The organism is Thalassobacillus pellis (assembly GCF_016908295.1).
GTDB lineage: Bacteria > Bacillota > Bacilli > Bacillales > Halobacillaceae > Thalassobacillus > Thalassobacillus pellis.
In genome coordinates this window covers 109,458-132,068 of sequence record NZ_JAFBDO010000005.1, presented here as the reverse complement: position 1 = coordinate 132,068, position 22,611 = coordinate 109,458, and the positions used below count along the sequence as shown (strand labels likewise).

23 protein-coding genes are annotated in these 22,611 nt (G+C 44.7%); 2 read left to right on the top strand and 21 right to left on the bottom strand.

Features of this window, described 5'->3' with window-relative positions:
* Nucleotides 1-226 precede the first annotated feature (226 nt).
* The 14 genes from JOC33_RS15620 to JOC33_RS15555 form a co-directional block, all read right to left on the bottom strand.
* A complete protein-coding gene (locus tag JOC33_RS15620) occupies nucleotides 227-1,105 on the bottom strand; it encodes an SMP-30/gluconolactonase/LRE family protein (protein ID WP_205093477.1) in 879 nt (292 codons plus the stop codon).
* 519 nt (nucleotides 1,106-1,624) lie between these two features.
* Nucleotides 1,625-3,187, bottom strand: coding sequence for a long-chain-fatty-acid--CoA ligase (locus tag JOC33_RS15615; protein WP_205093476.1), 1,563 nt, complete (start codon nucleotides 3,185-3,187; stop codon nucleotides 1,625-1,627).
* Between the two features lie 139 nt (nucleotides 3,188-3,326).
* Entirely contained in the window at nucleotides 3,327-4,103 is a 777-nt protein-coding gene (locus JOC33_RS15610; RefSeq protein ID WP_205093475.1) for an enoyl-CoA hydratase-related protein, read from the bottom strand.
* Between the two features lie 21 nt (nucleotides 4,104-4,124).
* Complete coding sequence (locus JOC33_RS15605; RefSeq protein WP_205093474.1) at nucleotides 4,125-5,330, bottom strand: acetyl-CoA C-acyltransferase; 1,206 nt, start codon at nucleotides 5,328-5,330, stop codon at nucleotides 4,125-4,127.
* The gene (locus tag JOC33_RS15600) at nucleotides 5,327-6,193 is read right to left on the bottom strand and encodes a 3-hydroxyacyl-CoA dehydrogenase (protein WP_205093473.1); all 867 of its coding nucleotides are present in this window, start codon (nucleotides 6,191-6,193) and stop codon (nucleotides 5,327-5,329) included. The genes JOC33_RS15605 and JOC33_RS15600 overlap by 4 nt, the downstream gene beginning before the upstream one ends.
* Before the next feature lie 195 nt (nucleotides 6,194-6,388).
* Complete coding sequence (locus JOC33_RS15595; RefSeq protein ID WP_205093472.1) at nucleotides 6,389-7,906, bottom strand: aldehyde dehydrogenase family protein; 1,518 nt, start codon at nucleotides 7,904-7,906, stop codon at nucleotides 6,389-6,391.
* Between the two features lie 96 nt (nucleotides 7,907-8,002).
* On the bottom strand, nucleotides 8,003-8,776 hold the full coding sequence (locus JOC33_RS15590; protein ID WP_205093471.1) for an enoyl-CoA hydratase-related protein: 774 nt from the start codon (nucleotides 8,774-8,776) through the stop codon (nucleotides 8,003-8,005).
* Between the two features lie 12 nt (nucleotides 8,777-8,788).
* A complete protein-coding gene (locus tag JOC33_RS15585; RefSeq protein ID WP_205093470.1) occupies nucleotides 8,789-9,565 on the bottom strand; it encodes an enoyl-CoA hydratase/isomerase family protein in 777 nt (258 codons plus the stop codon).
* Entirely contained in the window at nucleotides 9,558-9,866 is a 309-nt protein-coding gene (locus JOC33_RS15580; protein ID WP_205093469.1) for an EthD family reductase, read from the bottom strand. Before JOC33_RS15580 ends, JOC33_RS15585 begins: the two co-directional genes overlap by 8 nt.
* 23 nt (nucleotides 9,867-9,889) lie before the next feature.
* Complete coding sequence (paaD, locus tag JOC33_RS15575) at nucleotides 9,890-10,387, bottom strand: 1,2-phenylacetyl-CoA epoxidase subunit PaaD (protein WP_205093468.1); 498 nt, start codon at nucleotides 10,385-10,387, stop codon at nucleotides 9,890-9,892.
* A gap of 26 nt (nucleotides 10,388-10,413) precedes the next feature.
* Nucleotides 10,414-11,226 (bottom strand): 1,2-phenylacetyl-CoA epoxidase subunit PaaC, encoded by an 813-nt coding sequence (paaC, locus tag JOC33_RS15570; protein ID WP_205093467.1) that lies wholly within the window; start codon nucleotides 11,224-11,226, stop codon nucleotides 10,414-10,416.
* Entirely contained in the window at nucleotides 11,223-11,576 is a 354-nt protein-coding gene (paaB, locus tag JOC33_RS15565) for a 1,2-phenylacetyl-CoA epoxidase subunit PaaB (RefSeq protein ID WP_205093606.1), read from the bottom strand. Before paaB ends, paaC begins: the two co-directional genes overlap by 4 nt.
* A 29-nt stretch (nucleotides 11,577-11,605) precedes the next feature.
* Entirely contained in the window at nucleotides 11,606-12,574 is a 969-nt protein-coding gene (gene paaA / locus JOC33_RS15560; protein ID WP_205093466.1) for a 1,2-phenylacetyl-CoA epoxidase subunit PaaA, read from the bottom strand.
* A gap of 686 nt (nucleotides 12,575-13,260) precedes the next feature.
* A complete protein-coding gene (locus JOC33_RS15555) occupies nucleotides 13,261-13,896 on the bottom strand; it encodes a uracil-DNA glycosylase (protein WP_205093465.1) in 636 nt (211 codons plus the stop codon).
* A gap of 161 nt (nucleotides 13,897-14,057) precedes the next feature.
* Here JOC33_RS15555 and JOC33_RS15550 point away from each other — a divergent pair, with 161 nt between their 5' ends.
* Complete coding sequence (locus JOC33_RS15550; RefSeq protein ID WP_239534245.1) at nucleotides 14,058-16,202, top strand: MMPL family transporter; 2,145 nt, start codon at nucleotides 14,058-14,060, stop codon at nucleotides 16,200-16,202.
* 132 nt (nucleotides 16,203-16,334) lie between these two features.
* Here the strand turns inward: JOC33_RS15550 and JOC33_RS15545 are convergent, their stop codons facing one another.
* The 3 genes from JOC33_RS15545 to JOC33_RS15535 all read right to left on the bottom strand — a co-directional run bounded on the left by JOC33_RS15545 (nucleotide 16,335) and on the right by JOC33_RS15535 (nucleotide 19,213).
* The gene (locus JOC33_RS15545) at nucleotides 16,335-17,321 is read right to left on the bottom strand and encodes a sodium:calcium antiporter (protein ID WP_205093464.1); all 987 of its coding nucleotides are present in this window, start codon (nucleotides 17,319-17,321) and stop codon (nucleotides 16,335-16,337) included.
* A 207-nt stretch (nucleotides 17,322-17,528) separates the two neighbouring features.
* A complete protein-coding gene (locus JOC33_RS15540) occupies nucleotides 17,529-18,641 on the bottom strand; it encodes an NAD(P)/FAD-dependent oxidoreductase (RefSeq protein ID WP_205093463.1) in 1,113 nt (370 codons plus the stop codon).
* An 80-nt stretch (nucleotides 18,642-18,721) separates the two neighbouring features.
* Nucleotides 18,722-19,213, bottom strand: coding sequence for a GyrI-like domain-containing protein (locus JOC33_RS15535; RefSeq protein ID WP_205093462.1), 492 nt, complete (start codon nucleotides 19,211-19,213; stop codon nucleotides 18,722-18,724).
* A gap of 219 nt (nucleotides 19,214-19,432) precedes the next feature.
* Here JOC33_RS15535 and JOC33_RS20415 point away from each other — a divergent pair, with 219 nt between their 5' ends.
* A complete protein-coding gene (locus tag JOC33_RS20415) occupies nucleotides 19,433-19,732 on the top strand; it encodes a phospholipase (protein WP_338054537.1) in 300 nt (99 codons plus the stop codon).
* Nucleotides 19,733-19,776: 44 nt separating this feature from the next.
* On the opposite strand, the gene JOC33_RS15525 is transcribed toward JOC33_RS20415, so the two are convergent.
* From JOC33_RS15525 to JOC33_RS15510, 4 genes are all read right to left on the bottom strand, one after another.
* A complete protein-coding gene (locus JOC33_RS15525; protein ID WP_239534243.1) occupies nucleotides 19,777-20,019 on the bottom strand; it encodes a hypothetical protein in 243 nt (80 codons plus the stop codon).
* Between the two features lie 301 nt (nucleotides 20,020-20,320).
* Nucleotides 20,321-20,842, bottom strand: coding sequence for a nitroreductase family protein (locus JOC33_RS15520; RefSeq protein ID WP_205093460.1), 522 nt, complete (start codon nucleotides 20,840-20,842; stop codon nucleotides 20,321-20,323).
* Nucleotides 20,843-21,227: 385 nt separating this feature from the next.
* Nucleotides 21,228-21,329 carry a putative holin-like toxin gene (locus tag JOC33_RS15515; RefSeq protein WP_205093459.1) on the bottom strand — a complete coding sequence of 34 codons (102 nt, stop codon included), beginning with the start codon at nucleotides 21,327-21,329 and terminating at the stop codon, nucleotides 21,228-21,230.
* A 115-nt stretch (nucleotides 21,330-21,444) separates the two neighbouring features.
* The gene (locus JOC33_RS15510) at nucleotides 21,445-22,596 is read right to left on the bottom strand and encodes a trans-sulfuration enzyme family protein (RefSeq protein WP_205093458.1); all 1,152 of its coding nucleotides are present in this window, start codon (nucleotides 22,594-22,596) and stop codon (nucleotides 21,445-21,447) included.
* Nucleotides 22,597-22,611: the final 15 nt, after the last annotated feature.

Below are 22,611 nucleotides of genomic sequence, written 5' to 3'. Positions count from 1 at the left end.
AGGGATTGGCGTTATCTTTCTACAAAAAAAAATAGCCCTTACCCATTTGCAGACAGGGGGCTATTTTTTTGGCTGAAAATAGCGACAACAACTGCGATCAGCGTTATGACCATCGTGGAGAACAATAAGCGTTAAAGCCTGGTATGTTGTCATGAAATCATCCCCTCCCGGGAACAACTCCAAACGCCCTATCCTTTATCAATCGAAATCGTTAAAATGTCTTTGCTTACCCTTTGTAAGAATAGGTTGGTGAGCCTTTTACTGTTGTTTTCAGCTTAAAGAGACCGCCAGCGTGCGGATATTTTCTTAAGTCTTCCTCAGTCATCCCAGTACTCGCGGTGGTGATGTACAGTTCATTGAGCTCGTCTCCCCCAAATACACAGGAAGTCACATTTAATGCAGGAACCGGGATGATTTTTTGCAGTTCACCATTTTCAGGGTTCCAGACAGATATCCTTGCCCCTCCCCAGTGGGCGATCCATAAGTTGCCTTCTGCATCGATAGTCATTCCGTCCGGGTTTCCCTGCCCTTCCGGAATCTCCACGACTGTCACCGGGTTATTGATGTCACCTGTCTCCAGGTCGTACTCATAGCGGTCGACTTTTCTAGTCGGGGTATCGATATAGTACATATATCGGTTGTCAGGAGACCAGGCAAGCCCGTTAGATATAGTAACATTACCAATTTTCTTCGTGATATTCTGGTCTGTCTCCAGGCAGTAAAGGGAACCGTTTCCTTCCTTTGCATCAAAACTCATCGTTCCTGCCCAAAATCTTCCCTCAGGGTCACACTTTCCATCGTTAAATCGATTTTCCTGTATATCGCTTTCCGGGTCACTGATCGGGTGAAGCTCACCTGTTTTCGTATTCATAAACTGGAGACCTTTCTCCATGGCAATAACCGCTTCATTTCCACTTCGCGGCACTATGGCCCCTACCATCTGATCCATCTCGATCGTTTTATTTTCATTTACTGCAGGATTGTATACAAATACTTTTTTCCCTTCGATATCGACCCAATAAAGCAGCCTATTAGCCTCGTCCCAGCTCGGCCCCTCCCCCAGTGTCGCCCTGGCATCGACCCTCAGTTCTACATTCTCAGTCACATAAACGCCTCCCAGCTAGAATTTATGTAAGATTCACATCAGTCTCCCTGCAATTCTCACATAATCTTTGTTCAGCTTCCTTATCGCATATTCTATCATACATCCTTCCATGAACTCACAAGCTAACTGATAGAAGTGAAGAAAGTACTGATGATACTGATTGCACACAAAGAAAGAAGCTGATACATAAGTAATTCACTAGGTCAAGCGACCTTCTTGACCTGGTTAGCTGAGACTGTGCCCGCGGAAAGCGAAGTGTTTGGACGAAGCGATGGCATTCCTGGCAAACAAATAATCCGAACTGATTCAATAAAATCGTTCGGATTATTTTATACATTTAGAAAGTATAAAATTTTGCAAAGAAGTTTTTCAACGTAGTGAAAATTTTAAAGTACCAAGTATAAGAAAAACTAAACGCATTAACTAAAGGACAAGTGAATGCGAGTTTTTCTAATGATTTATTCAGTTTTGTCCCAGCCTCTTTCCTTTCGGTGTCTGTTTGCTCCAGACTAACAGCAACTAGTTGACCATTCGGCTATGACTCTTCCAGAACGCTTTGCGGATAACAACTTTTTGTATTTTGCCTGAAGCTGTTTTTGGGAGTTCCTGGATGAATGTAACACTTTTCGGAGCTTTGTAATGAGCTAGATTTTCCCTGCAAAACAAGATTATATCCTCTTCCGATAAACTATTCTCTTCTCTTAAGACTACTACCGCGTGAGGAACCTCTCCCCATTTTTCATGAGGGATTGCGACAACAGCTGCTTCCAGGATACCGGGATGTTCATAGAGCACGCCCTCCACTTCAATAGAAGATATATTTTCACCACCACTGATGATGACATCTTTTTTTCTGTCTACGATTTCAATATAACCATTATTATCAATAACGGCCATATCACCTGTATACAACCAGCCATCGCGGATCGTTTCGTTGGTCGCTTCCGGGTTCTTATAATACCCTTCCATCATGCCATTGGTTTGCGTGGCGATCTCACCGATTGTTTTCCCATCATGAGGGACTTCCTCTCCTGATTCATCTACCACCCGTACTTTGCACCCTATCATGGCATACCCGGCTTTTGCCTTCAGCTGATATTGTTCTTCTTTCGTTTTATCTAATTCATGTGAACGGATTTCTGAAGTGGTTATGAGCGGGGAAATTTCCGTCATTCCGTAGACCTGAATAAATTTCCATTTCAGGTCTTCTTCTACTTTCCTTACAAAGGCTGGCGGCGGTGCCGATCCTGCTATCACGACTCGAACGTCATGTTCCATATGGGGATTATTCCTCTGGTATTCTTCCAAAACCATATTCAATACTGTTGGTGCCATATGCAAGATAGAAACGTTGTGTTTTTTGACTTTTTCAAGGATATTTTTAGCGTTTGTGGTGCGGAGCATTACCTGTGTCGCTCCATTGGCAGTGTAATAAAAAGGAGAACCCCAGCCATTCACATGGAACATAGGGAGAACATGCAGCAACGTATCTTTGTCCGAAATTTGTAGATGATGCATGGTGGATAAAGCATGTAAATAGTTAGCACGGTGACTGAGAAGCACGCCTTTTGGGTTACCTGTTGTCCCACTGGTATATAACAGGGAAGCTATGTCTTCTTCCTCCAGTTCAACCCTCTCAAATGGATCCGAAGAAAAAGAACCGAGCCATTCCTCATAACCCTCCCCATGTATAATGACTTCACTCAATTGAGGAACTTCAGGCAGGATATCCTTCACTAAAGCATACAAGTTCGCATCGACGAATAAGACCTTACTTTCGCTATGAGTGAGGATGAATTTGTAGTCGGCGGGCTGAAGTCGCGTGTTTAGAGGTGTCATGACTGCGCCATTTTGGAACGCACCATAAAAACCTTCCAGCATTTCTGTTGTGTTTGGAGCCAAATAGGCTACTTTATCCCCTTTGCTCACCCCAAGAGTTTGCAGTCCTCTGGAAAGCTGGTTAACTCGCTCATTCAGCTCCCCATAGGTGAACACGCGGTCATCATCGATGATAGCAGGCTTTTTCCCATATAATTGGACAGCCCGGTCAAGAAAATCTGTCAGTACTAACGGTACATGCATTAAATCAGCACTCCTTTGATCAGATTTAATAACGCTTACAAATCATTGTAGAGTCAAGTCTGTTATATATCAACATATCTGATATAATACAGTTCATTTTTTTAATACATGTAAGTAGAACTAGCTATGGTGGTGTTGTTTATTTTCCCTGGAAATCAGGATCCCTTTTTTCTGAGAAAGCAGTTAAAGCCTCTACACGGTCTTTGGTAGGTATCGTCCGTTCATAAGCCTGAGCTTCAATCGCAAGTCCTGTCTGCAGGTCAACACCCATTCCCTGGTTAATCGCATATTTCGCCTGCTGGACAGCGATCGGCCCCTGGCGGAGTATCTTACCTGCCAGGTCTTCACATGCGGGGATTAACTCCTTACTTTCTACCACTTTATGTAACAGTCCATACATGTACCCTTCTTCTGCTGAAAATTTACTTGCTGTCAAAATCAGTTCCTTGGCCCGTGCCTCGCCGATTAATCGTGGCAGCCGCTGCGTTCCTCCGGCGCCTGGAATGATCGCCCAGCTCAGCTCTGTCAGCCCCATTTTAGCTTCTTCTACTGCAATACGGAAATCGCAGGCGAGCATCAGTTCAAAACCTCCGCCGAATGCGTAACCATTAACAGCTGCAATTGTGGGCTGAGGCAGATGATAAACAGCATGGAACACATCAGCGATTTTTTTGACGTTTCGCCTGACTTCCTGCTCGGTTAAGGTTTTTCGCTCTTTTAAATCCGCTCCTGCGCTAAATGCTTTCTCGCCTGCCCCTGTAAAAATGACAACTCGTACAGAATCATCCAGGTGAATTTTTTCTACCCATTGTCCCAGTTCTTCGAGCAATTCATAGTTAAAACAATTTAAAGAAGCTGGTCTATTGAGAGTAATATAAGCAATGTGACCTTTTACATGATAGTCAATGACAGACATAGGCTACTTCCCCTTCCAGCATTAATTCTGTACATTTTCAACAATAGTCGCGACGCCCTGCCCAACACCAACACACATCGTAGCGAGGCCATATTGCACATCCCGTTTTTTCATTTCATGGACGAGAGTGGTCAGAATCCGCGCTCCACTCGCTCCTAATGGATGTCCGAATGCAATCGCGCCGCCGTTGACATTGACTGTTTCGGGATTAAGTTCCAACTGTTTGATGCATTCAAGCGATTGGGAGGCGAATGCTTCGTTCAATTCTATTAAGTCCATCTTAGAAGCTGTCAGACTGGCGCGCTTCAATGCTTTCCTGGAAGCATGAATAGGTCCTAGTCCCATAACTTCTGGTTCCAGACCGGCAGATGCGGATACGATGTATTTTGCCATCGGTTTCAGCCCAAGCTGGTACGCTTTTTCTGCTGACATCAAAAGAAGTGCTGAAGCTCCATCATTGATTCCGGAAGCATTTCCTGCAGTAATGGTTCCTCCTTCAAATATCGGACGAAGCTTTGCTAGTTTTTCCAGGTCCGTATTTGGCCTCGGATGTTCATCTTTTTTCACCATTACTTCATTTCCTTTACGGTCGTGATAGGTTACTGGAACTAGCTCCTCGCGGAAGCGGTTTGTTTCCATTGCTTTTTCTGCCTTTTGCTGGCTCTCCAGAGCGAATTGATCCTGGGCTTCCCGCGAAATGTCATATCGTTCAGCAACATTTTCAGCTGTCCTTGGCATACTGTCCGTCCCATACGTGTCGGCTAACTTCTGATTTATAAACCTCCAGCCAATTGTCGTATCGAACATTTCCTGATTACCACGCGGGAACTCGGAAGCTGGTTTTCCCATCACAAATGGGGCACGGGTCATACTTTCTGTCCCCCCGGCAATGAAAACCTCTCCTTCTCCCGCTAAAATTGCTCGGGCAGCATAATTCACTGCATCAAGACCAGAGGCACACAATCGATTGACAGTGATACCGCCAACCTCGACAGGCAAACCGGCAAGGAGCGCTGACATCCGGGCGACATTCCGGTTGTCTTCTCCTGCCTGATTGGCGTTCCCCAGCACTATTTCCTCAAGATCCCTTGCCGGGAGAGCCGGATTCCGTTCAAGAAGGGCTTTGATGACCAGCGCCCCAAGATCGTCGGGACGGATATGTTTTAATGCTCCACGGTATCTTCCAATCGGTGTCCTAAGCGCATCAACGATGACGACTTCCCTCATTTGAGCACTTCCTTTTTCCCGTAATCATAGACACCACGGCCTGTTTTCCGGCCGAGCCTTCCTGCCTTTACATACTGTTCAAGCAATGGAGCGGGACGGTATTTTTCCCCCAGCTTTTCATGAAGGTATTTCAAGTTGTTCAAACGGACATCAAGACCGACCATATCTACTAACTCAAATGGACCCATCGGGTAGTTCAGTCCCAGCTTAATTGCCTTATCGATTTCCTCCGGTGTGCCCACGCCCTCTTGCAGCATATAGAAGGCTTCATTGCCGACAAGGGTGCTGATCCTGCTCGTCACAAAACCGGGAAATTCGTTGACGACGACTGTTTCTTTCCCCATCTGACGGGCTGCATTGCTAACCACTTCAGCCGTTTCGTCACTGGTTTCCAAACCTCTCACGATTTCTACGAGGGGCATCTTGTAGACAGGGTTGAAAAAATGCATGGCAATCAGTCTTTCTGGACGGTTTGTGTAAGAGCCAATTTCTGTCGGACTCATCGTCGATGTATTAGTGGCAAAAAAACACGATTCATTTGCGTGCTGTGCTATGGTTTCAAATACCTGCTGTTTGATTTCCTTTTTCTCAGGAACAGCTTCTATAACAAGGTCTGCATCAATGACAGCATCAGCTAATTCTGTACTATAGCTTAGAAGCCCCTTTGCTTCCTCTTGCTGCGCGGCGCTGATTTTACCTTTTTCGATTCCTTTTTGAAAAACTTTTTCAAGTTCTGATAGGGCGTTTGTCAGCTGTTCCTCACTGATATCCACGAGTACAGTTCTAAATCCGCCGACGGCACTGACATAGGCGATTCCTCTGCCCATCACACCAGAACCTACCACTACGATTTTTTTAATCACGGTGACAACCTCCTGATCTGTTTAATATCTTTAATAAAGGTTGAATGTAACACCCTCAGGATGACACGCTTCCCTAGTGAAAGCTGCAAGACTCTCTGTCGCAACAAGTGTCTCCCGGGAAGCTCTAATCACGGTCCGGCTAAAACAGGAAAGGCGAAGGCTGCCTCTTTGAGACAGCCTGCAGCCTACACGCATTTATACGCCGAGTGGGTTGATCGGCTTACTTCCGTAATAGGAAATGATGCTTTTCGTTTCTGTATATAGGTCCAGTGTTTCTATACATAGTTCACGGCCAAAGCCTGATTGTTTATAGCCTCCAAAAGGTGTGCCAGGGAATGCGGAAAATGGGCAGTTTACCATGACGATTCCAGCCTGGATCTGGTTAGCGACTCTCGTCGCACGGCCGTGGTCCTTCGTCCATACGGCAGAGCCAAGTCCATATTCACTGTCATTAGCGAGCTTGATGACTTCTTTTTCATCACTGAACTTCATGACAACGACCACAGGTCCAAAAATTTCTTCCTGCACAGCTTTCATCTCATGGGTAACATCAGCGATAATTGTCGGCTCATACCAGTGGCCGTCTTCATACCCTTCCACTTCGGCAGGCTTACCTCCAGTCAGGACAGCAGCTCCATCATCTACAGCGGATTTGACATAACTGTCGATGACATCCACTTGCTGTTTACTGATGATTGCTCCAAGGTGAGTATCCTTTTCGAAAGGATTGCCGAGCTTCAGCTTTTTCGTTTTTGCGACGAACTTTTCCATGAATTCATCATAGATATCTTCATGCACATATAAACGGGAACGAGCTTCACAGGATTGGCCAGTGTTATAGAAAATTCCAAAGAGTGAGCCATCGACTGCTGCATCAATATCGGTATCATCGAATACGATGCTTGGTGATTTACCTCCAAGCTCCAGCGTGACACGCTTCAGAGTCTGCGATGCTTTTGCCATAATATCTTTACCGATTGGAGTCGAGCCGGTAAAAGCAACCTTGTCGACGCCTGGATGTTCTACGAGGTGATTCCCGGCTTCAGAACCGGAGCCCGGTACAATATTAACGACGCCTTCCGGAAGTCCTGCTTCTATGCAGATTTCACCGAGAATGATCGCTGTCAATGGAGTCAGTGAGGCTGGCTTCACGACAACAGAGCACCCGGATGCTATTGCCGGGGCAACTTTCCATGCTGCCATCATCAACGGATAGTTCCATGGAATGATCTGCGCACACACGCCTACTGGCTCTTTTTCTGTGTAATTATGGAAGGCACCAGGCATATTGTTGACTGTTCCACGGTGGCCTACAATTGCTCCTGCATAAAATTCGAAGTCCTCAATCGCCTGCATGACTTGTCCTTGAGCAGCAGCCATCGTTTTACCAGAATCAAGAATTTCCAATTCCACAATTTCATTGAAACGGGAACGCATGATAGAAGCGATTTTGTTCAGGACACGGGAACGCTTATTGATGGGATAGCGCTTCCATTTCCCATAATCAAAAGCGTTTCGAGCTGCTTCTACTGCACGGTCGACGTCTTCGATCGATGCCTTGGCAACCTTTGCTATAGGCTCTCCTGTAGCAGGATTGTGGACCGTCAACGTTTCTCCATTCGAACCTTCGACACGTTCGCCATTGATGATCATATGATACATCTCCCGCTTCATGTCCAATTGTTCTAACTTCTGTTCTTTTACTTGTGCCATTCTCTCCACTCCTTTTTAATAATTAAAAGCAGGATGCTTGGTGGCTGCTATAAATCTAAAAATTTGAATCGTTCCATACCAGCCAATCGACTTGTCCTACTTCCCGCTGAACTGCGGTTTCCTTTTTTCTAAAAATGCCTGTACGCCTTCCTTGTAGTCAGCTGACATCCCGGCTATCCGCTGTCCTTGCGCTTCTTTTTCCAAATATTCGTCCAGTTCCATCGTCCAGCTGTCCTTCAGGCTGCGTTTGATAAGCTGGATGGCCTGTGTCGGCATGGATGCAAGTCTGGAGGCGAATTTTTCTACTTCAGACTCGAAGGACCATTCTGGAACGACCTGGGTGATCAGACCGTAATCTTTTGCTTCGGAGGCGGTAATCTTTTCACCCAATATGGCTAGCTCCAGCGCCTTCGCATGCCCAACGATCCGCGGCAGATAATAAAGGTTTCCTGCATCAGGGATGAGGCCGACGTGAATGAACGCCTCCACCATGCTCGCCTTATCAGAGGCAATTCGGAAGTCGCAAGCTAACGCCAGACTCATACCCGCGCCGGCAGCAACTCCATTTAATGCTGCAACAATCGGCTTATCACAGCGGGCGATTTCCTTTACCATCGGACCATAGTAATTGCGGATGATATCTCCAAGATTCGCATCCTCCGCAACATCAGATAAATCCTGGCCAGAGCTGAACGCCCTTCCTTCACCAGTAAACACCAGGCACCGGACCGAATCATCCGATCCAGCCTGTTTGACTGCTTTTTGGATTTCTATGTTCATCTGTGATGTAAACGCATTCAATTTTTCCGGTCGATTCAAGGTGATCCAGGCTATGCTGTTATGTATCTTGTAGTTGATAGTTTCGTACATCCTAATCCCTCCTTACTTCCCTTTGAAGTTCGGCCGTCGCTTTTCAAGGAAAGCATTCATTCCTTCTTTCTGATCCTCCGAAGCGAATAGCAGATAGAAGTTCTTGCGTTCAAGCTGCATTCCTTCCTCCAGCGGATGATCGACAGCCTTGTTAACAGCTTCCTTGATCAGCCGTAAAGAGAGTGGCGGCTGGTTAGCGAGCCTGCGGGCATAAGCTTCCGTTTCTTCCTGCAGCAATTCCGGGGCAATCAGGCGGTTCACAATACCGTAATCAAGCGCATCTTTGGCAGAAAACTTATCTCCGGTCCATAGCCAATGCAGTGCTTTTGTTTTCCCGAGCAGCTTCGTCAGCCGCTGCGTCCCTCCAGCCCCTGGCATGACCCCAAGAGTCACTTCCGGAAAGCCGAAAGAAGTATTTTCTGCAGCGAACATCATATCGCAGGCAAGGGCAAGCTCGAACCCTCCCCCCAGTACAAAACCATGAGCAGCACACAGGATTGGCTTTTTAATAAAATTGATTTTGTCCCATTCGGCAAAAGGGTTCAACAGCTCAAAGTCAATGGGACCGTCATTGGCCATCTCATCAATATCGGCTCCGGCCGCAAATGCCCTACCTTCTCCACGCAAAAGGATTACTTTTACCGCTTCATCTTTATCAAATGCTTCCATGGCAGTGATAATCTCCGTAACCATCGGTCGGTTCAACGCATTCAGCACCTTTGGCCGGTTAAGTACGATGGTGGCCACTTGTTCATCCACGCTCGTTTTGATGAACGAAAAATCACTCATTTACTTCCTCTCCAACCATCAACGTGACATAGTCACCTGCAAAACCCATCAGATCTTTACCGGAAGCCTTGCCTTCATCAGTTTTCATTGCTTCTTGCAGCGCTTCATAGCTGTCATAATACATTTCGCACATGAGATAGTATTTTCCTTCTCCTCCCATCGGCGAACCAGTCACCCTTGTCACCTTCATTTCCCTGAGCCCCGGAATTTTAGCGGTTATCGGAGCATGGGTGTTAAAGTAATGCTCGTCGAATTTTTCTTTGTCCTCCGGATGCTTATAAAGCGCAATCATTTTCACCATAGGTATCTCCCTCTCTTTTTTAGTTACATTATTGTCGATACGGGCTTCATTGCCTCAAACGGATTCTTGCAATGCTTACAATACAAAATGCTCCGGCATGCGGTCGGCCCGAAAATGTTATCCATCGTCGTGTAGGTCGATTGGCAGTAAGGACAGTCAACATGCCATTCCCCGTCAGGGCCAGGTTGTGTTGGGGGAGGAGCGATGCCGAATTCTTTCAGCCGCTCCCTTCCTTTTGCCGTGATACGATCGGATGTCCAAGGCGGATGATAAATGAAAGTTACTTCTGCATGTTCCACCCATTCAAGCTCAAGAACCTTTGTTTCGACGTTCTTCTTGATGATTTCAAGAGCCGGGCAACCCATGAATGTAGGCAGCATTTCCACTTGGACAGCATTATCAGTAATAATGATTTTTTCGATCATTCCCAAATCCAGCACACTGACAGAATCGATTTCCGGATCCTTGACCTCAGCAAGCATTTCCCGCACGGATTGTTCATAGGTGGTCATCATGCCCATCTTCCCTTTCTTGTTCCGAGGTTTTTTTACCAGCTGGCTGCAGGGTCTTGTCGGTAAACCTCGCTCAATGTTTCAAGAGCAGTGTCTAAATCAGTAGTGTGGATGCCATTCCGACCGTCACCGCGGACCATTTCCACTTCTGGCAATTGCAGCCCTGATGGAGAGAATACTTTCTCCATTTCATTGACCCAGCGCTGCTTTAATTGATTCTCATCTTCAATCAAATGGAAGCCTGCGATTTCATCCGCTTTCGGTCCAAGCGTCAATACACCGGCAAAATCCTGGCACACCTTTACGACAGCTTTCTTCATCCGCTCCGGTGCTTCCCCTTTGGCAGAGGCAAGCTGAGTGAACCATGTTTTCCAGTGCAACAGGTGATAATAAAGCTCCATATTAATTTTCACCGCAGCCTGAGCGAGTGGTTCGTATGAGGAATTCTTTAAAGAATCTATTTTGACTTTTTTAGCCTGAGCGTAAAAATAGTGCCTGACAACAGCAAAAGCCCAGTCATAATATGGCTCTTTCAAATAGTGGCCCGGTCCGTTCACTTCCTCCAGCAATATGGCGTTTTTTCGTTCGAAAGCTTTACGGCCATGCGCTAAATCATCGGCTTTCCCTTCCCCAAGGTCTTCGAGCAATTGATAATACATGGCTGCATGCCCCATCGTATCCTGATTAATCGATGAAAAAGCGACATCCTCCTCAATATGAGGGGCAAGTCCCAGCCATTCTGAACCACGGAAAGCAAGGACAAAATCATCATCAGCGAGCTGGTAAAGAAGCTCAGTAAGTGCCTGCTTGTATGCCGGATCAGCATTTACTTCTTGTGGTGATTTCATTTTTGTTTGTCCTCCCCCCACGACATGATTTCTTTTTCGTCTAAAATGTTCTGTTCGTATTCACGCCATTTCTTCCTCAGGTATCCGTATCCTTTTGTCGTCCGGTATTCTTTGTTGTCTAGACGCTGTAAGGACTCCTTTTCTTCCTGTGTCATTTTGCGGACATGGGAACGCTTAACGACCCAGATATCAGCGGCAGGTTCACGGCGCATGAAGTTCTCCTGAGCCATTACCAGAGCAATTTCTTCATTAGGGGCAAGCAGGCTGAATTGGTGCTGAACCTGTCCTCCATCCGTTTTGCTGCTGAATACCTCGAATTCCTGATAAAAATTCCTTCCCTCATTCGTCATCATTTGACCCCCTTTTACCAGTTGTTTTATCAGACAACCGCTTCATCCGGGCTTAAGGCTTCCCTTACCCAGGCGTTATTTTCATAAGCATTGATGCGCAAATTCAAACGATCCTTTGATTTTGGTCCATTGTTCCTGACGATATTTTTGAATTCACTCCAATCCGGCTGCTTGTAAACCCATTTTTCTTCGGTTTTGTCATAGCGCAGCGTTTCATCCGGAATAGTCAATCCGAGCGAAAGCACCCTTGGTATATATTTGTCCAGGAAGTCCTGGCGAAGCTGTTCATTCGTTTTCGTGCGGATCTTATATTTGATTGTAATATCCTGTTTAGAAGTACCGGTTGTCGTAGAGGTTGCCGGACCGAAAAACATCAGCAGTGATTCCCACCAGCGATCAATGGCATCCTGAATCATCGCTCGTTGTGCATCCGTCCCTTCCGCAAGCGCAAGGATAATGGCTTCTCCATGCTGTGCGTGAAAAACTTCTTCTGCACAAATCCGCTTCAATGCTCTCGCATACGGACCGTAGGAAGCCTTCAGCATATTAGTCTGTGTGATGATAGCAGCTCCATCAACAAGCCATCCGATCAACCCGGCATCCCCCCAGGTCGGGGCAGGCATGTGAAAAACGTTATGGAACTTTAGATCACCGCGGAATAAATCCTGCATGATTTCTTCCCGCGTCTTTCCGTATGGCTTCATTAAATCCTCGGCGACACGTAAAAGGAGCTGGCCATGGCCCATTTCATCCTGCACCTTAGCCATGATTCCAAGTTTTCTTCTTAATGATGGAGCTTTCGGCACCCATTCTTTTTCCGGAAGTGCTCCCATGATTTCACTGATCCCATGCATGGAAATCAATTTGATCAGAGTCTGTCGGTAATCATCCGGCATCCAATCGTCTGCTTCAATTTTTTCTCCCTTTTCGATACGGTCGAGAAAGCGCCTGTGTTTCTCCTCTTCTGACAAGCGATCGTAAGATAAAGTCATTGACATCTTACTTACCTCCCTGGGTTTCATTACGAATAACAAACGCATTAACTTGATGATGTCATATCAAAAAATCCACTGGTTGGTCATTGGATTCATAGAATAGCTATATTGATTACTATGTAAGTTCAAAGTGTCACCGGCTAATATATAACGTTGTTATATCGTCATGTTATTTAAGTGTCATATTAATTAACCTAACAATAACGTGAGTATAGTAAAAAGTCAATATTTTTTCAGAAAATTTTAAATATGTCCACAATATATCCTCAGACTTTTACACTTCTGCTTTTGGGAGGCCACTGAAAAAATCTTTATTTAGGAGCTGTTAAAGCTTGTCGTTGATTCCACGAATCGCTTGCCGCGGGCACGACCTCAGCTATCTTGGTCAAGAAGACCACTTGACCAAGTGGATTTTCGGCTCGTGCTGTCCCCGCAGGCGTCAACGCCTCACGCTTATCATAGAATCTACAGTGATATAATCGTATGTGGGCACCACCCATTTTTATAAAATTCCAGATAAAACGGCCTGCATGGACATAAAAATCCATACAGACCGTTTTTTAAAATCAACCTTTTTTTAAGACTTCCATTATTCAGTTGCCTCGCCTCTGGCAAACCTGTTTTTGACTTTTGAGACAGCCTCTTGCTGGGTTATACCAGCTATTGAAAAACTCGATTCACACATGACATTATTTATCCAAATAGTCTTTCAAATGGTCAAGCGCTTCATATATCTTCTCTTTGATAGATGGATTGTAGAAAACGGCGGCAGGGTGATACATCGGGATGATAGCATACTCTTTTTTCGTAAAAGTATATTCGGAACCTTGAACATCGACCAGTTTTTTTACCGGTGTTTCGACTACTTTGCCAACGATATCTGTCATTTTATCGTTTCGCCCAGTCAACCTTTCATACGCAACACCGCCAAGGGCAATGATCAGTTTCGGATCTATTTTATCGATCTGGTAATCCAGGATGGGAGCGTGAGCGAGTATTTCCTTCTGGTTTGGCTTCCGGTTTGCTTTACGCGTCCCTCCGGATCCCTTCTTATTTGTTTTCACCCATTTGTATGGCCTGCTACGGACGGCACTCGTGATGTAAATATCTTTCCGCTCCAGTCCAATATAAGCTAGTTGATCATCCAGCTCTTTGCCGGCACGTCCAATAAATGGCTTTCCTTCCACAGCTTCTTTTTCACCGGGGGCCTCCCCTACGATCAGAATCTCTGCCTGATCGTTCCCTTCGCCAATGACCAGCCCTTCCGTATCATGGGGCTCCATCCTTTTTTCTGCAAGTTTCAAAATCTTTTCAGGTATTTCCATTTCCTCCACCTCATCAGGCTTTAATCATTACCTCTAAAACCTTACCCTGCCCCCGCTATAGCAAAACAGTCTTCCGTTTATTACAAAACGATTCATTTCCAAGTTCAGGCAGAATGGAGTATGATTTTAAAGTGAGCCTATTTGAAGGAGAATGATCAACTTTGCAAAAGCTATCCACTATCATTGTAAAATCCTATAAATTATTACTTACATTCTGGATATTACTTACATTAGGAATGGGCTATTTCGCCATCCAGCTGCCTTCCCTGCTGGAAGGAGATGGCTTCCGCACAGACGGGGAATATGAACAGGTTCAATCTGATCTGACGGAGACCTTCGATTTTCCTGAATCAAGTATTCTTGTACTATTTGAAAATGAGGATAAAAGTAAGGAAGAATTCTCTAAAACTATCGAAACAACCTTGAATGAAATAAAAGAACTTGGTGTATCTTCGACCATCACTTCACCTTTAGAAGATGAATCCTTGAGGAAAGAAAAGATAGCTTACGCAGTCATAAATTATAATGATGAATCGCTGGAAATGGCAGAGACCATCGATAAATTAAGAGAAATCACGAATGATGAAGAAAACATAACCCTGACCGGGGCACCTGTGATATCAGAGGATATCAACCATGCAAGCCAAAATGATTTGAAACGGGCAGAACTGATCGGTCTTCCTATCGCTCTAATCGTACTGCTGCTCGCTTTCGGAACGGTGATTGCTTCGCTGCTGCCTCTGATTATCGGCGGGGTTACGATCGCTTTCGGATTTGGACTCCTAGCTATTATCGGTGAAAATATCCAGCTATCTATTTTCATATTGAATATAGCACCAATGATTGGCTTAGCATTGAGCATTGATTTTGCGTTACTGTTCATTAACCGTTATAAAGAAGAAATTCAATCCCAGGAAAAAGATGAAGCACTGATGACAACGATCCAGACTGCCGGCAGATCAATCTTGTTCTCGGCACTTTGCGTTTTCATTGGCCTGGCTGCAATGATTGTGATAGAAGTAGATATATTTAAAAATATTGCAATCGGTGGAACGGTGGTCATTACTGGTGCGGTACTCGCTTCCCTGACACTGCTCCCTTCCCTATTGTATGTACTTGGACCGCGCATCCACAAGTGGCGTATCCTGGCGACCGATAAAGATACAACTGCCCGCTGGAGAAAATATGGAAGATGGGTAATGAAGCATCCTGGAAAAATTACTTTGGCAGCACTATTGGTTCTTTTAATAGGTGTAATTCCGTTGAAAAATATTGATCTTACTATTCCAGATATTGAATCATTGCCTAAAAGCTACGATTCCAGACAGGCTTTTGAAACGATTGAAGCTGAATTTATGGGAGGATCTGAAAGTACGTCTTACCTGATTGCTGAACGTAATGGCGATTGGCTCAGCCAAGAAGGCTTAGAACAGATGAAACAGCTGCAGGAAAAATTACAGAAACCTTCCATCGTTGAATCTGTCACCACCTTATACACAGGTAGCAAAATGGACTCAGCAGATAAGCTGTCAGCAGCTTTGGAACAACCTCAATCCAAGGCACAACTGGATCCGCTGATTAACCAGTTCGTAAGAGGGGATCAGCTGCTGATTCCGATCGAACTCTCGGTGGAAAGCAGTTCTGAAGCGGCACAAGACTTGATGCGGGAATGGCAGGAGACCGATTGGGAAGTCGATGTCATGCTAGGCGGACAGCCGAAATTCAATCAGGAAATATATGATGAAATAAAAGACAAAGTGCTTGTCAGCCTTGCTATCATCCTGGTCTCGACCTTTTTTATTCTGATGCTTGCATTCCGCTCCATTATCATCCCGTTAAAGGCGATTCTTATGAATATCATCGGATTAGCGTCCACGTTCGGCGTTCTAGTCTGGCTGTTTCAAGGTGGACACCTTGGACTTTCAGAAGCTGAAATTGCCTTGATTCTTCCTGTGATTGTTTTCAGTCTTGTCTTTGGGCTGAGCATGGACTATGAAGTATTTTTGATTTCAAGAATGCAGGAATATTATCTGGAGACAGGAAATAATACGACTGCCACCATTGAAGGTCTGGCGAATACGAGTAAAATCATAACATCCGCAGCTTTAATCATGATTGTCATTACAGGTGCATTCGCATTTACCGGTGTGGTGCCGGTTAAACAGATAGGTATCGGCATTGCAATTGCTATTTTCATCGATGCTACGATCATCCGGCTGCTCCTGGTTCCGAGTCTGATGAAGCTGCTTGGCAGATGGAACTGGTGGTTTCCTTTTGGTAAAAAGAAAAAAAGCAAGGCGACATAGAGCAGTAAAGGTACCATGTTTTATGAAAACACGTTAATAGCGAATATTTTCCTTTAACAAAATAATATAACTATCCACAGTAAAAGCACAAAGAAGTAATTCTACTCCTTTGTGCTTTTTTAACTACCTTACTTATTTCATAGTGAAAATGATTACAGTCGTTGCCACATAGACTGCAGCGATCAGCAAGGAAGGAAGCATATACATAAATGTAGAACTGTGCTTTTTCCGTTTAATACTGTAAAGCAAGAGTAAAATCATGGCTATGGAAGCGCCACTTGTGACGATATGAGTGGAGCCGGCATGTTGAAATAAGTTATTTTGAAAGTAAATGACATCCGTGAATGCTAGAAGCAGCAGGTTAAAGACATTACTTCCGAGCAGGGAGCTGACACCCATATTGTAGTTGCGCATTTTTAATACCGTAGCAAGACTAACTGCATCAGGTAAGGAAGTACTTGCCCCTACTAAAATCGAACCAATGAAGGATGCACCTAAACCTGTAATCACCGCTATTTGATCGGCAGCTACTGTTAAAACAGTACCTACAATCATAATCAGCAGCCCATAAAATAAAAACCACAGAATTACCTGGTGCTTTGTTTTATTCTCAAATCTTCTATTTTCTTGCTTTCTCGGTTTCACCTTTTCGTCTGAGTGGGCATTGATCCATCTAATACCTCCAAAGTAAAGCAAAGTCAGCACGACAGATGTGTACCCAACATGATAGACCCCCTCTGGCAAGGTTAATGACAAACCGAGCATCACTACCATGGTCATGATAATCAAAAGATAACAATACGATTCACTTTCAAAATTGGTACTTCCCATGATTTGCTGACGCCGATAATAAATATCAAGCAGGGCCAGCACCAGGATATTGAACAAGTTACTTCCTACCAGATTACCGATCGCTAAATCCGGGCTGTTAATGACAACAGCTGTGACACTGGCTGTAAGTTCCGGGAGAGAAACGGCAACCCCGATGATGATACCGACAAAAGCAGAGGAGGCTTTCGTTTTTTCTTTAACACCATCCCCATAAGATGCGAGCTGAACGGATATATAATAAGCGGCAGCCGCAGATATAAAAAATAAAGCAAACATCAATATTCCCATTTAAATAAGCTCCTCATTGTTGACATAGCTTTATTCTTTTACCACTTTCCATCTGCCTTAAAACTCAAGTCAGTATGGAAAAATTTTAATGAGGTACCTATGTAAAAATACCATGATGTTTTTCGACTAAAGAGAAGGATACCAGCTTATCTTAAAGCACAAAAAAGAAGAGGCAATATTGAAAAACCTCTTCCATTCATTCCATGTTTATTCAAGGGCTTCCCCTACATCATAATCAGCAGGATCAAGCTCTGTATTTTTTCCCATCGCAAGCTTTGCAATCTCAGCTCCCAGGTAAGGACCAACTGTCAATCCTGACGCCCCAAGACCGTTTGCAACAATTACTCCATCATAACCTGGAAGCGGTCCAAACACAGGAAGAAAACCAGGCGCTACCGGTCGAAAGCCTACTTTTATATCAAGAATAGTACTGCTGGCAAGTCCTGGTGCGGAAGCCAGCGCTTTACCAAGGATTTCCTGGACGCCTCCTGCTGTGACTCGTCTGTCAAAACCAGCTTCATCTTCGTGAGTAGCTCCTGCAACGATACGCCCGCCATTAAACGATAGCAGGTACTGATTATTCGGAGGCATGACTACCGGCCAATCAGACGTATCTGTTTGAGGGATTTCAAGATGAACAATTTGTGCTTTCTGCGGATGAATCTGGAATGTGATACCAAGTGGGCTGAGAAGCTCTTTCGTCCATGCACCCGCTGTAAGGATCACCTGATCTGCACCGAGGAATTCTCCATTGACCTCTACGCCTGTCACCCGGTTATTTTCATGAGTTAAGGAAGCACTTTGTTGGTAAAAATCAGCGCCATGCTTTTGCGCAGCACGTACCAAAGCGTCTCGTAATGCATGTCCGTTCACACGTGCACCTCCACTGACATGAACGGAACTATATTCCTCTGAAAGAGGGGGAAATAATCGCTTTGTTTCCTTTTGTGATAATAGGGTGATTTCTCCGATTTCAGGCGCTTCCTCCCGACGTTTTACTGCACGCTCCACCATTTTTTTCAGCTTTTCCTCATCGGTGTGGATACTGATGGCACCTACACGGCGATAGCCGGTATCTGTTTCTCCATCTTCTTCAAGCTGTTCAATCAAGGAAGGATAATACCTTGCTCCACCCTTTGCCAGACGGTACCATTTTTTATTGCGCCGCTGGGTAAGCCATGGACAAATAATCCCTGCAGCTGCACCGGTTGCCTGCCCCTCATCATGTCTATCGACAAGGATTACTTCCTCTCCTGCCTTTGCCAGGTGGTACGCTGTGGAGGCACCAAGGATCCCGGCTCCTACTACGATATATTTCATGGCACACACCTTTTCCTCTTAGTTTTCATAGTTATTTTACTAGAGAGGAAGCCATGACTCAATTTCTTAGAGTCAGTTTATTACCGGCCGACTGGTAAATAGAGCGTGTATTCCGTATCTGGTCCCGTGTATTGTTCGTACATTTCAAAACCAAAGCTCCCAAGCTGATGGTATCCATTTTCTTTTATCCAGCCATGTAGAAATTGATAAGGGTCCATTTCATCAACGGAGGGGTTGTAGGATAATGTGGCGTATTGGTGGGCAGGGAGCGCTTTCCACACCATCCCTTCTGGAATAAAATCCAGGTTATCCACCTCTACAGCTGCAATCCATGTGAACGGTTCCGTATCTGGATTCCACCCTGGAGGGTCAACAAATATTCCATAGGAGCGAGGTGCGTTGATGCGATTATGAATATCGGCAATTCTATTCACTTGGAAATCCGATACCAATCGCGGTATTTTAATATCTTTTTCATCCATCGTCGTTTCACACGAGGTCCCGATCACCTTAAAGCCCGGCTTTTCTACTACCTGGGGGATACTTGAAACTTTTATATTATTTTTATTCATACAACACTGCCTCCCTTCTGCTCTTTAACGACAATTTCTACGTTATTCCAGTTAATTCCTGCAAATACTAGGCATTTACTCTGTCGTTTATTGCACAGTGGCATATGTTATTAGAAGAACTTGGCTTGTCGCCAAGTCCTAATGGCGACAGCCTTGGTTTTACTTATACTTTATTCCTTTAACAAAGTTAAACTTTCCTAAAGTATAAAAAAACAGGCGGTGAAAAGATTGTTTCCACAACCCAAACGCAAAAGACGTGGCTTTTGTGTATTTCCAGGCTACAATTGGTGCGGTCCTGGATGCAGCGGTCCTGGAGCACCAATCAATGAAGTCGATTCCTGCTGTATGCAGCATGATATTTGCTACCAGCAATATGGTCCCTCCTGTTATTGCGACCGTGTATTTATGGATTGCCTGCGCAGAAAAATTAATCCATACACGCCCGAAGGCCGACATGCCCGAACTTTATACAACTACATGAAATTACAGCAGATGTTTACATGCAGTTTTTTTCGATAAGAAAACGAAAGCGGTCCCTTTGGCAACAGGGACCGCTTGTTTGTTCATAAATGTGGATTTTCTTTCTCTTCCTCGCGCTGCTTATTGATTGCTTCGCGAATGTGATATAATTCTGCAAACATCGCTGCGAGAAGGAGGATAATAACGCTTAATAAAATCGTAATTACCATCACGAAAGAGCTCTGCGAAGTAAAAGCGATTAGTCCGAGTATAAAGCCGACTAATACACCGATTCCAATCAGCTGCAACAATTTCTGGATCGTTACCGAGTACATAATGTTCTTCATCTAATCTCTCCTTTGCATCAGCCATTGTCTTTCTACTATTCCCTACCCTTAGAAGGCTATGCTCTAACACGATAGCTCTGCCAATAATGTGGAGTTTCAGCCACTTGTTACATTAGAAAAAACCAGCATTCATCGTCCTTCCGTGACTGTGTTAGTTATTCATATACTTAGAATTTTAGAATTTTCACTACGTCGAAAAGCTTCTTTCCAAAATTATTATTCTTTTTTTATGTATAAAAAAAGCTGTGTAAATATGGGTTAAAACCCTCTGCTTACACAGCTTCGATCATAATTATATAAACTAGAAATTTTCGTAATAAACGATTTCCTCTCTTGATAGCAGCTTTTTCGGTTTCACTTCCCCTTTTGGATAACCCATCCCGATAATGGCCACAATTTTGCGGTCTTCCGGTATACCGGTCACCTCTCTTACTAATGTTTCCCGCTTTGTGGATTCTGCAGGATCCTCGGCATGATATATTGCCCCGAATGCAGCACCCAATCCTTGCTCTACAGCAGAGAGCCATATATATCCGCAGGCAATGGATGCATCCTGAAGCCAGTATTTACTCACATCAGGCCGTCCTGTTACCACGATGGCAGCAGTCGCTTCTTTCAGCCAGGGAACGAATGGCGTTGCATGAGAAAGCTGATCCAGCTTTTCCCGTTGTACCGTAAGCAGGAATTCACGAGACGGGAGGTTGTTCCCGGATGGAGACATGTAAGCCGCTTCAAGTATTTTTTCTAATGTATCTGCTGGAATCTCTTCATCTAGAAACTTTGTAATTTCCCTTCTATTCCTAATGGCATCTAATACATTCATGTAAAATCTCCTCCCTGCATTTTAATGGTAATATTACCAGATGCAATTGAAGCATGCTCCTTACAGTAATTTGATACAGTTATAGTAGCACGTTACTATTCCATAATAACGGAATAATGTGTTGGGTCGTTCTGATCAGCTATCGTAAAGGCAGCCTGTACAGGATCACTTTAATTTAAAAAATAGTCAAATTCTCTTCTTTCATGCTTTTCCAGTTAACAAACAGATTTTCTGTGGTATTATATAGATATAGAATTCATAAAATTGAAAAGAGCCGCAGCAAGCTGCTGCGGCATCAGGATACACGTCCCCTCAGGGGATCAGCTATCCATTTTCCAGAATAGGCCTCTCCCCTTTCGACTTTTGGCTGAGTGAATAGGGAGGTCTATTTTTTATTGATCATTTGAACAATCAACGCGAGCAATGCAATCAAAAACGTGCCGAAAGACCAGATGACGGTCAGCACTTCGTAAATGCTCGTAGGCATCACCCCCCCTTCCGAAACAAATGGGGGCAGCCGATCCTCCCTAAAAGGACGTGCTCCATACCAAAAATTATATCACAGCTAATGCAGTGAATTTATCACCTAGAATCCTCAGGACTTATTCCTCAGATAACGAATTTTCAACAGCAGACGTCAGCTGCTCCACAATATCTTTTGCACCTTCAATTCCGATAGAAACCCTTACGACACGTGCATTGATGCCGATTTTCTGACGCTGCTCCTCGGTCAATGCGCGGTGAGAAGTTCCTTTCGGATAAGAAACAGTGGTTTCGACGCCTGCCAGAGAAGGGACAATTTTTATCCATCCTAAGGAAGAGAAAAATGCATCCATGTCACAACGTTCGCTCAGTTCTATCGTAATGATCGCACCGTTTCCTTTTTCGGAAACATAGGCAGGGTAATATACATGCTGGATGTCCGCATGATTGCGAAGTGATTCGGCTACATAATCAGCGTTTTCTGCCTGCTGTCTCATCCGTAATGCCAGGGTTTTTAATCCCCGATGAGCGAGCCATGCTTCAAAAGGGCTCAGGTTGGCACCAAGAGCAACCGCTTTTCCCCTGGCTGCTTCTACAAGATCGTTGCGCCCTGCCAACACGCCAGCAGACACATCACTATGCCCCCCGATATATTTCGTAGCACTATGGACGACAAGGTCGACTCCCTCCTGAAACGGCTGAAGCAGATACGGCGTTGCAAAAGTGTTATCAACCATTGTTTTTAGCTGATAGCGGTCAGCCATGTCTACGAGGTTTTTGATATTTTCCACTCTTAAAAACGGGTTAGTGACTGATTCACTATATAACAGTTCGGTCCGTTCCCCGATGGCATTTTCCACTGCATCTGGGTCATCAAAGGACACCAGTGTCACATCGATTCCGAATTCCTTCAGTTCTTTGGTGAGCAACTGGAACGTACCTCCGTACAAGTCGTCTGCTGCAACAATATGACCGCCGTGGCCTACTGCCGCAAGAATACCACACAAAATCGCTGACATCCCTGAGGAAGTCGCTATTCCAGATGGGGCACCTTCAAGCTCCGCAACAGCCTGGCCTAATTCATCGGTATTAGGATTCCCGTTCCTGGAGTATAAATAGGGAGCCTCTCCGTCAAAATAGCTCTCCATCTCATTAAGGCTTTGGAAGGAGAACACAGATGTCTGGTAAATCGGTGTCGTTTTGCTGTTTATCGCTCCTGCTTCTTGTTTCCATTTATTATGTACCACTTTTGTTTCGAATGATTTTGTCATGTCGGTCTCTCCTTC

What these genes read in the sequence shown, in the direction of transcription:
- JOC33_RS15615 (WP_205093476.1), bottom strand. Translation starts at nt 3,187, where the DNA reads ATGCATGTACCGTTAGTACTGACAGATTTTCTTGACCGGGCTGTCCAA.
- JOC33_RS15610 (WP_205093475.1), bottom strand. Translation starts at nt 4,103, where the DNA reads ATGTCTGTCATTGACTATCATGTAAAAGGTCACATTGCTTATATTACT.
- JOC33_RS15605 (WP_205093474.1), bottom strand. Translation starts at nt 5,330, where the DNA reads ATGAGGGAAGTCGTCATCGTTGATGCGCTTAGGACACCGATTGGAAGA.
- JOC33_RS15595 (WP_205093472.1), bottom strand. Translation starts at nt 7,906, where the DNA reads ATGGCACAAGTAAAAGAACAGAAGTTAGAACAATTGGACATGAAGCGG.
- JOC33_RS15590 (WP_205093471.1), bottom strand. Translation starts at nt 8,776, where the DNA reads ATGTACGAAACTATCAACTACAAGATACATAACAGCATAGCCTGGATC.
- JOC33_RS15585 (WP_205093470.1), bottom strand. Translation starts at nt 9,565, where the DNA reads ATGAGTGATTTTTCGTTCATCAAAACGAGCGTGGATGAACAAGTGGCC.
- JOC33_RS15580 (WP_205093469.1), bottom strand. Translation starts at nt 9,866, where the DNA reads ATGGTGAAAATGATTGCGCTTTATAAGCATCCGGAGGACAAAGAAAAA.
- paaD (WP_205093468.1), bottom strand. Translation starts at nt 10,387, where the DNA reads ATGGGCATGATGACCACCTATGAACAATCCGTGCGGGAAATGCTTGCT.
- paaC (WP_205093467.1), bottom strand. Translation starts at nt 11,226, where the DNA reads ATGAAATCACCACAAGAAGTAAATGCTGATCCGGCATACAAGCAGGCA.
- paaB (WP_205093606.1), bottom strand. Translation starts at nt 11,576, where the DNA reads ATGACGAATGAGGGAAGGAATTTTTATCAGGAATTCGAGGTATTCAGC.
- paaA (WP_205093466.1), bottom strand. Translation starts at nt 12,574, where the DNA reads ATGTCAATGACTTTATCTTACGATCGCTTGTCAGAAGAGGAGAAACAC.
- JOC33_RS15555 (WP_205093465.1), bottom strand. Translation starts at nt 13,896, where the DNA reads ATGGAAATACCTGAAAAGATTTTGAAACTTGCAGAAAAAAGGATGGAG.
- JOC33_RS15545 (WP_205093464.1), bottom strand. Translation starts at nt 17,321, where the DNA reads ATGGGAATATTGATGTTTGCTTTATTTTTTATATCTGCGGCTGCCGCT.
- JOC33_RS15540 (WP_205093463.1), bottom strand. Translation starts at nt 18,641, where the DNA reads ATGAAATATATCGTAGTAGGAGCCGGGATCCTTGGTGCCTCCACAGCG.
- JOC33_RS15535 (WP_205093462.1), bottom strand. Translation starts at nt 19,213, where the DNA reads ATGAATAAAAATAATATAAAAGTTTCAAGTATCCCCCAGGTAGTAGAA.
- JOC33_RS15525 (WP_239534243.1), bottom strand. Translation starts at nt 20,019, where the DNA reads ATGAAGAACATTATGTACTCGGTAACGATCCAGAAATTGTTGCAGCTG.
- JOC33_RS15520 (WP_205093460.1), bottom strand. Translation starts at nt 20,842, where the DNA reads ATGAATGTATTAGATGCCATTAGGAATAGAAGGGAAATTACAAAGTTT.
- JOC33_RS15515 (WP_205093459.1), bottom strand. Translation starts at nt 21,329, where the DNA reads ATGCCTACGAGCATTTACGAAGTGCTGACCGTCATCTGGTCTTTCGGC.
- JOC33_RS15510 (WP_205093458.1), bottom strand. Translation starts at nt 22,596, where the DNA reads ATGACAAAATCATTCGAAACAAAAGTGGTACATAATAAATGGAAACAA.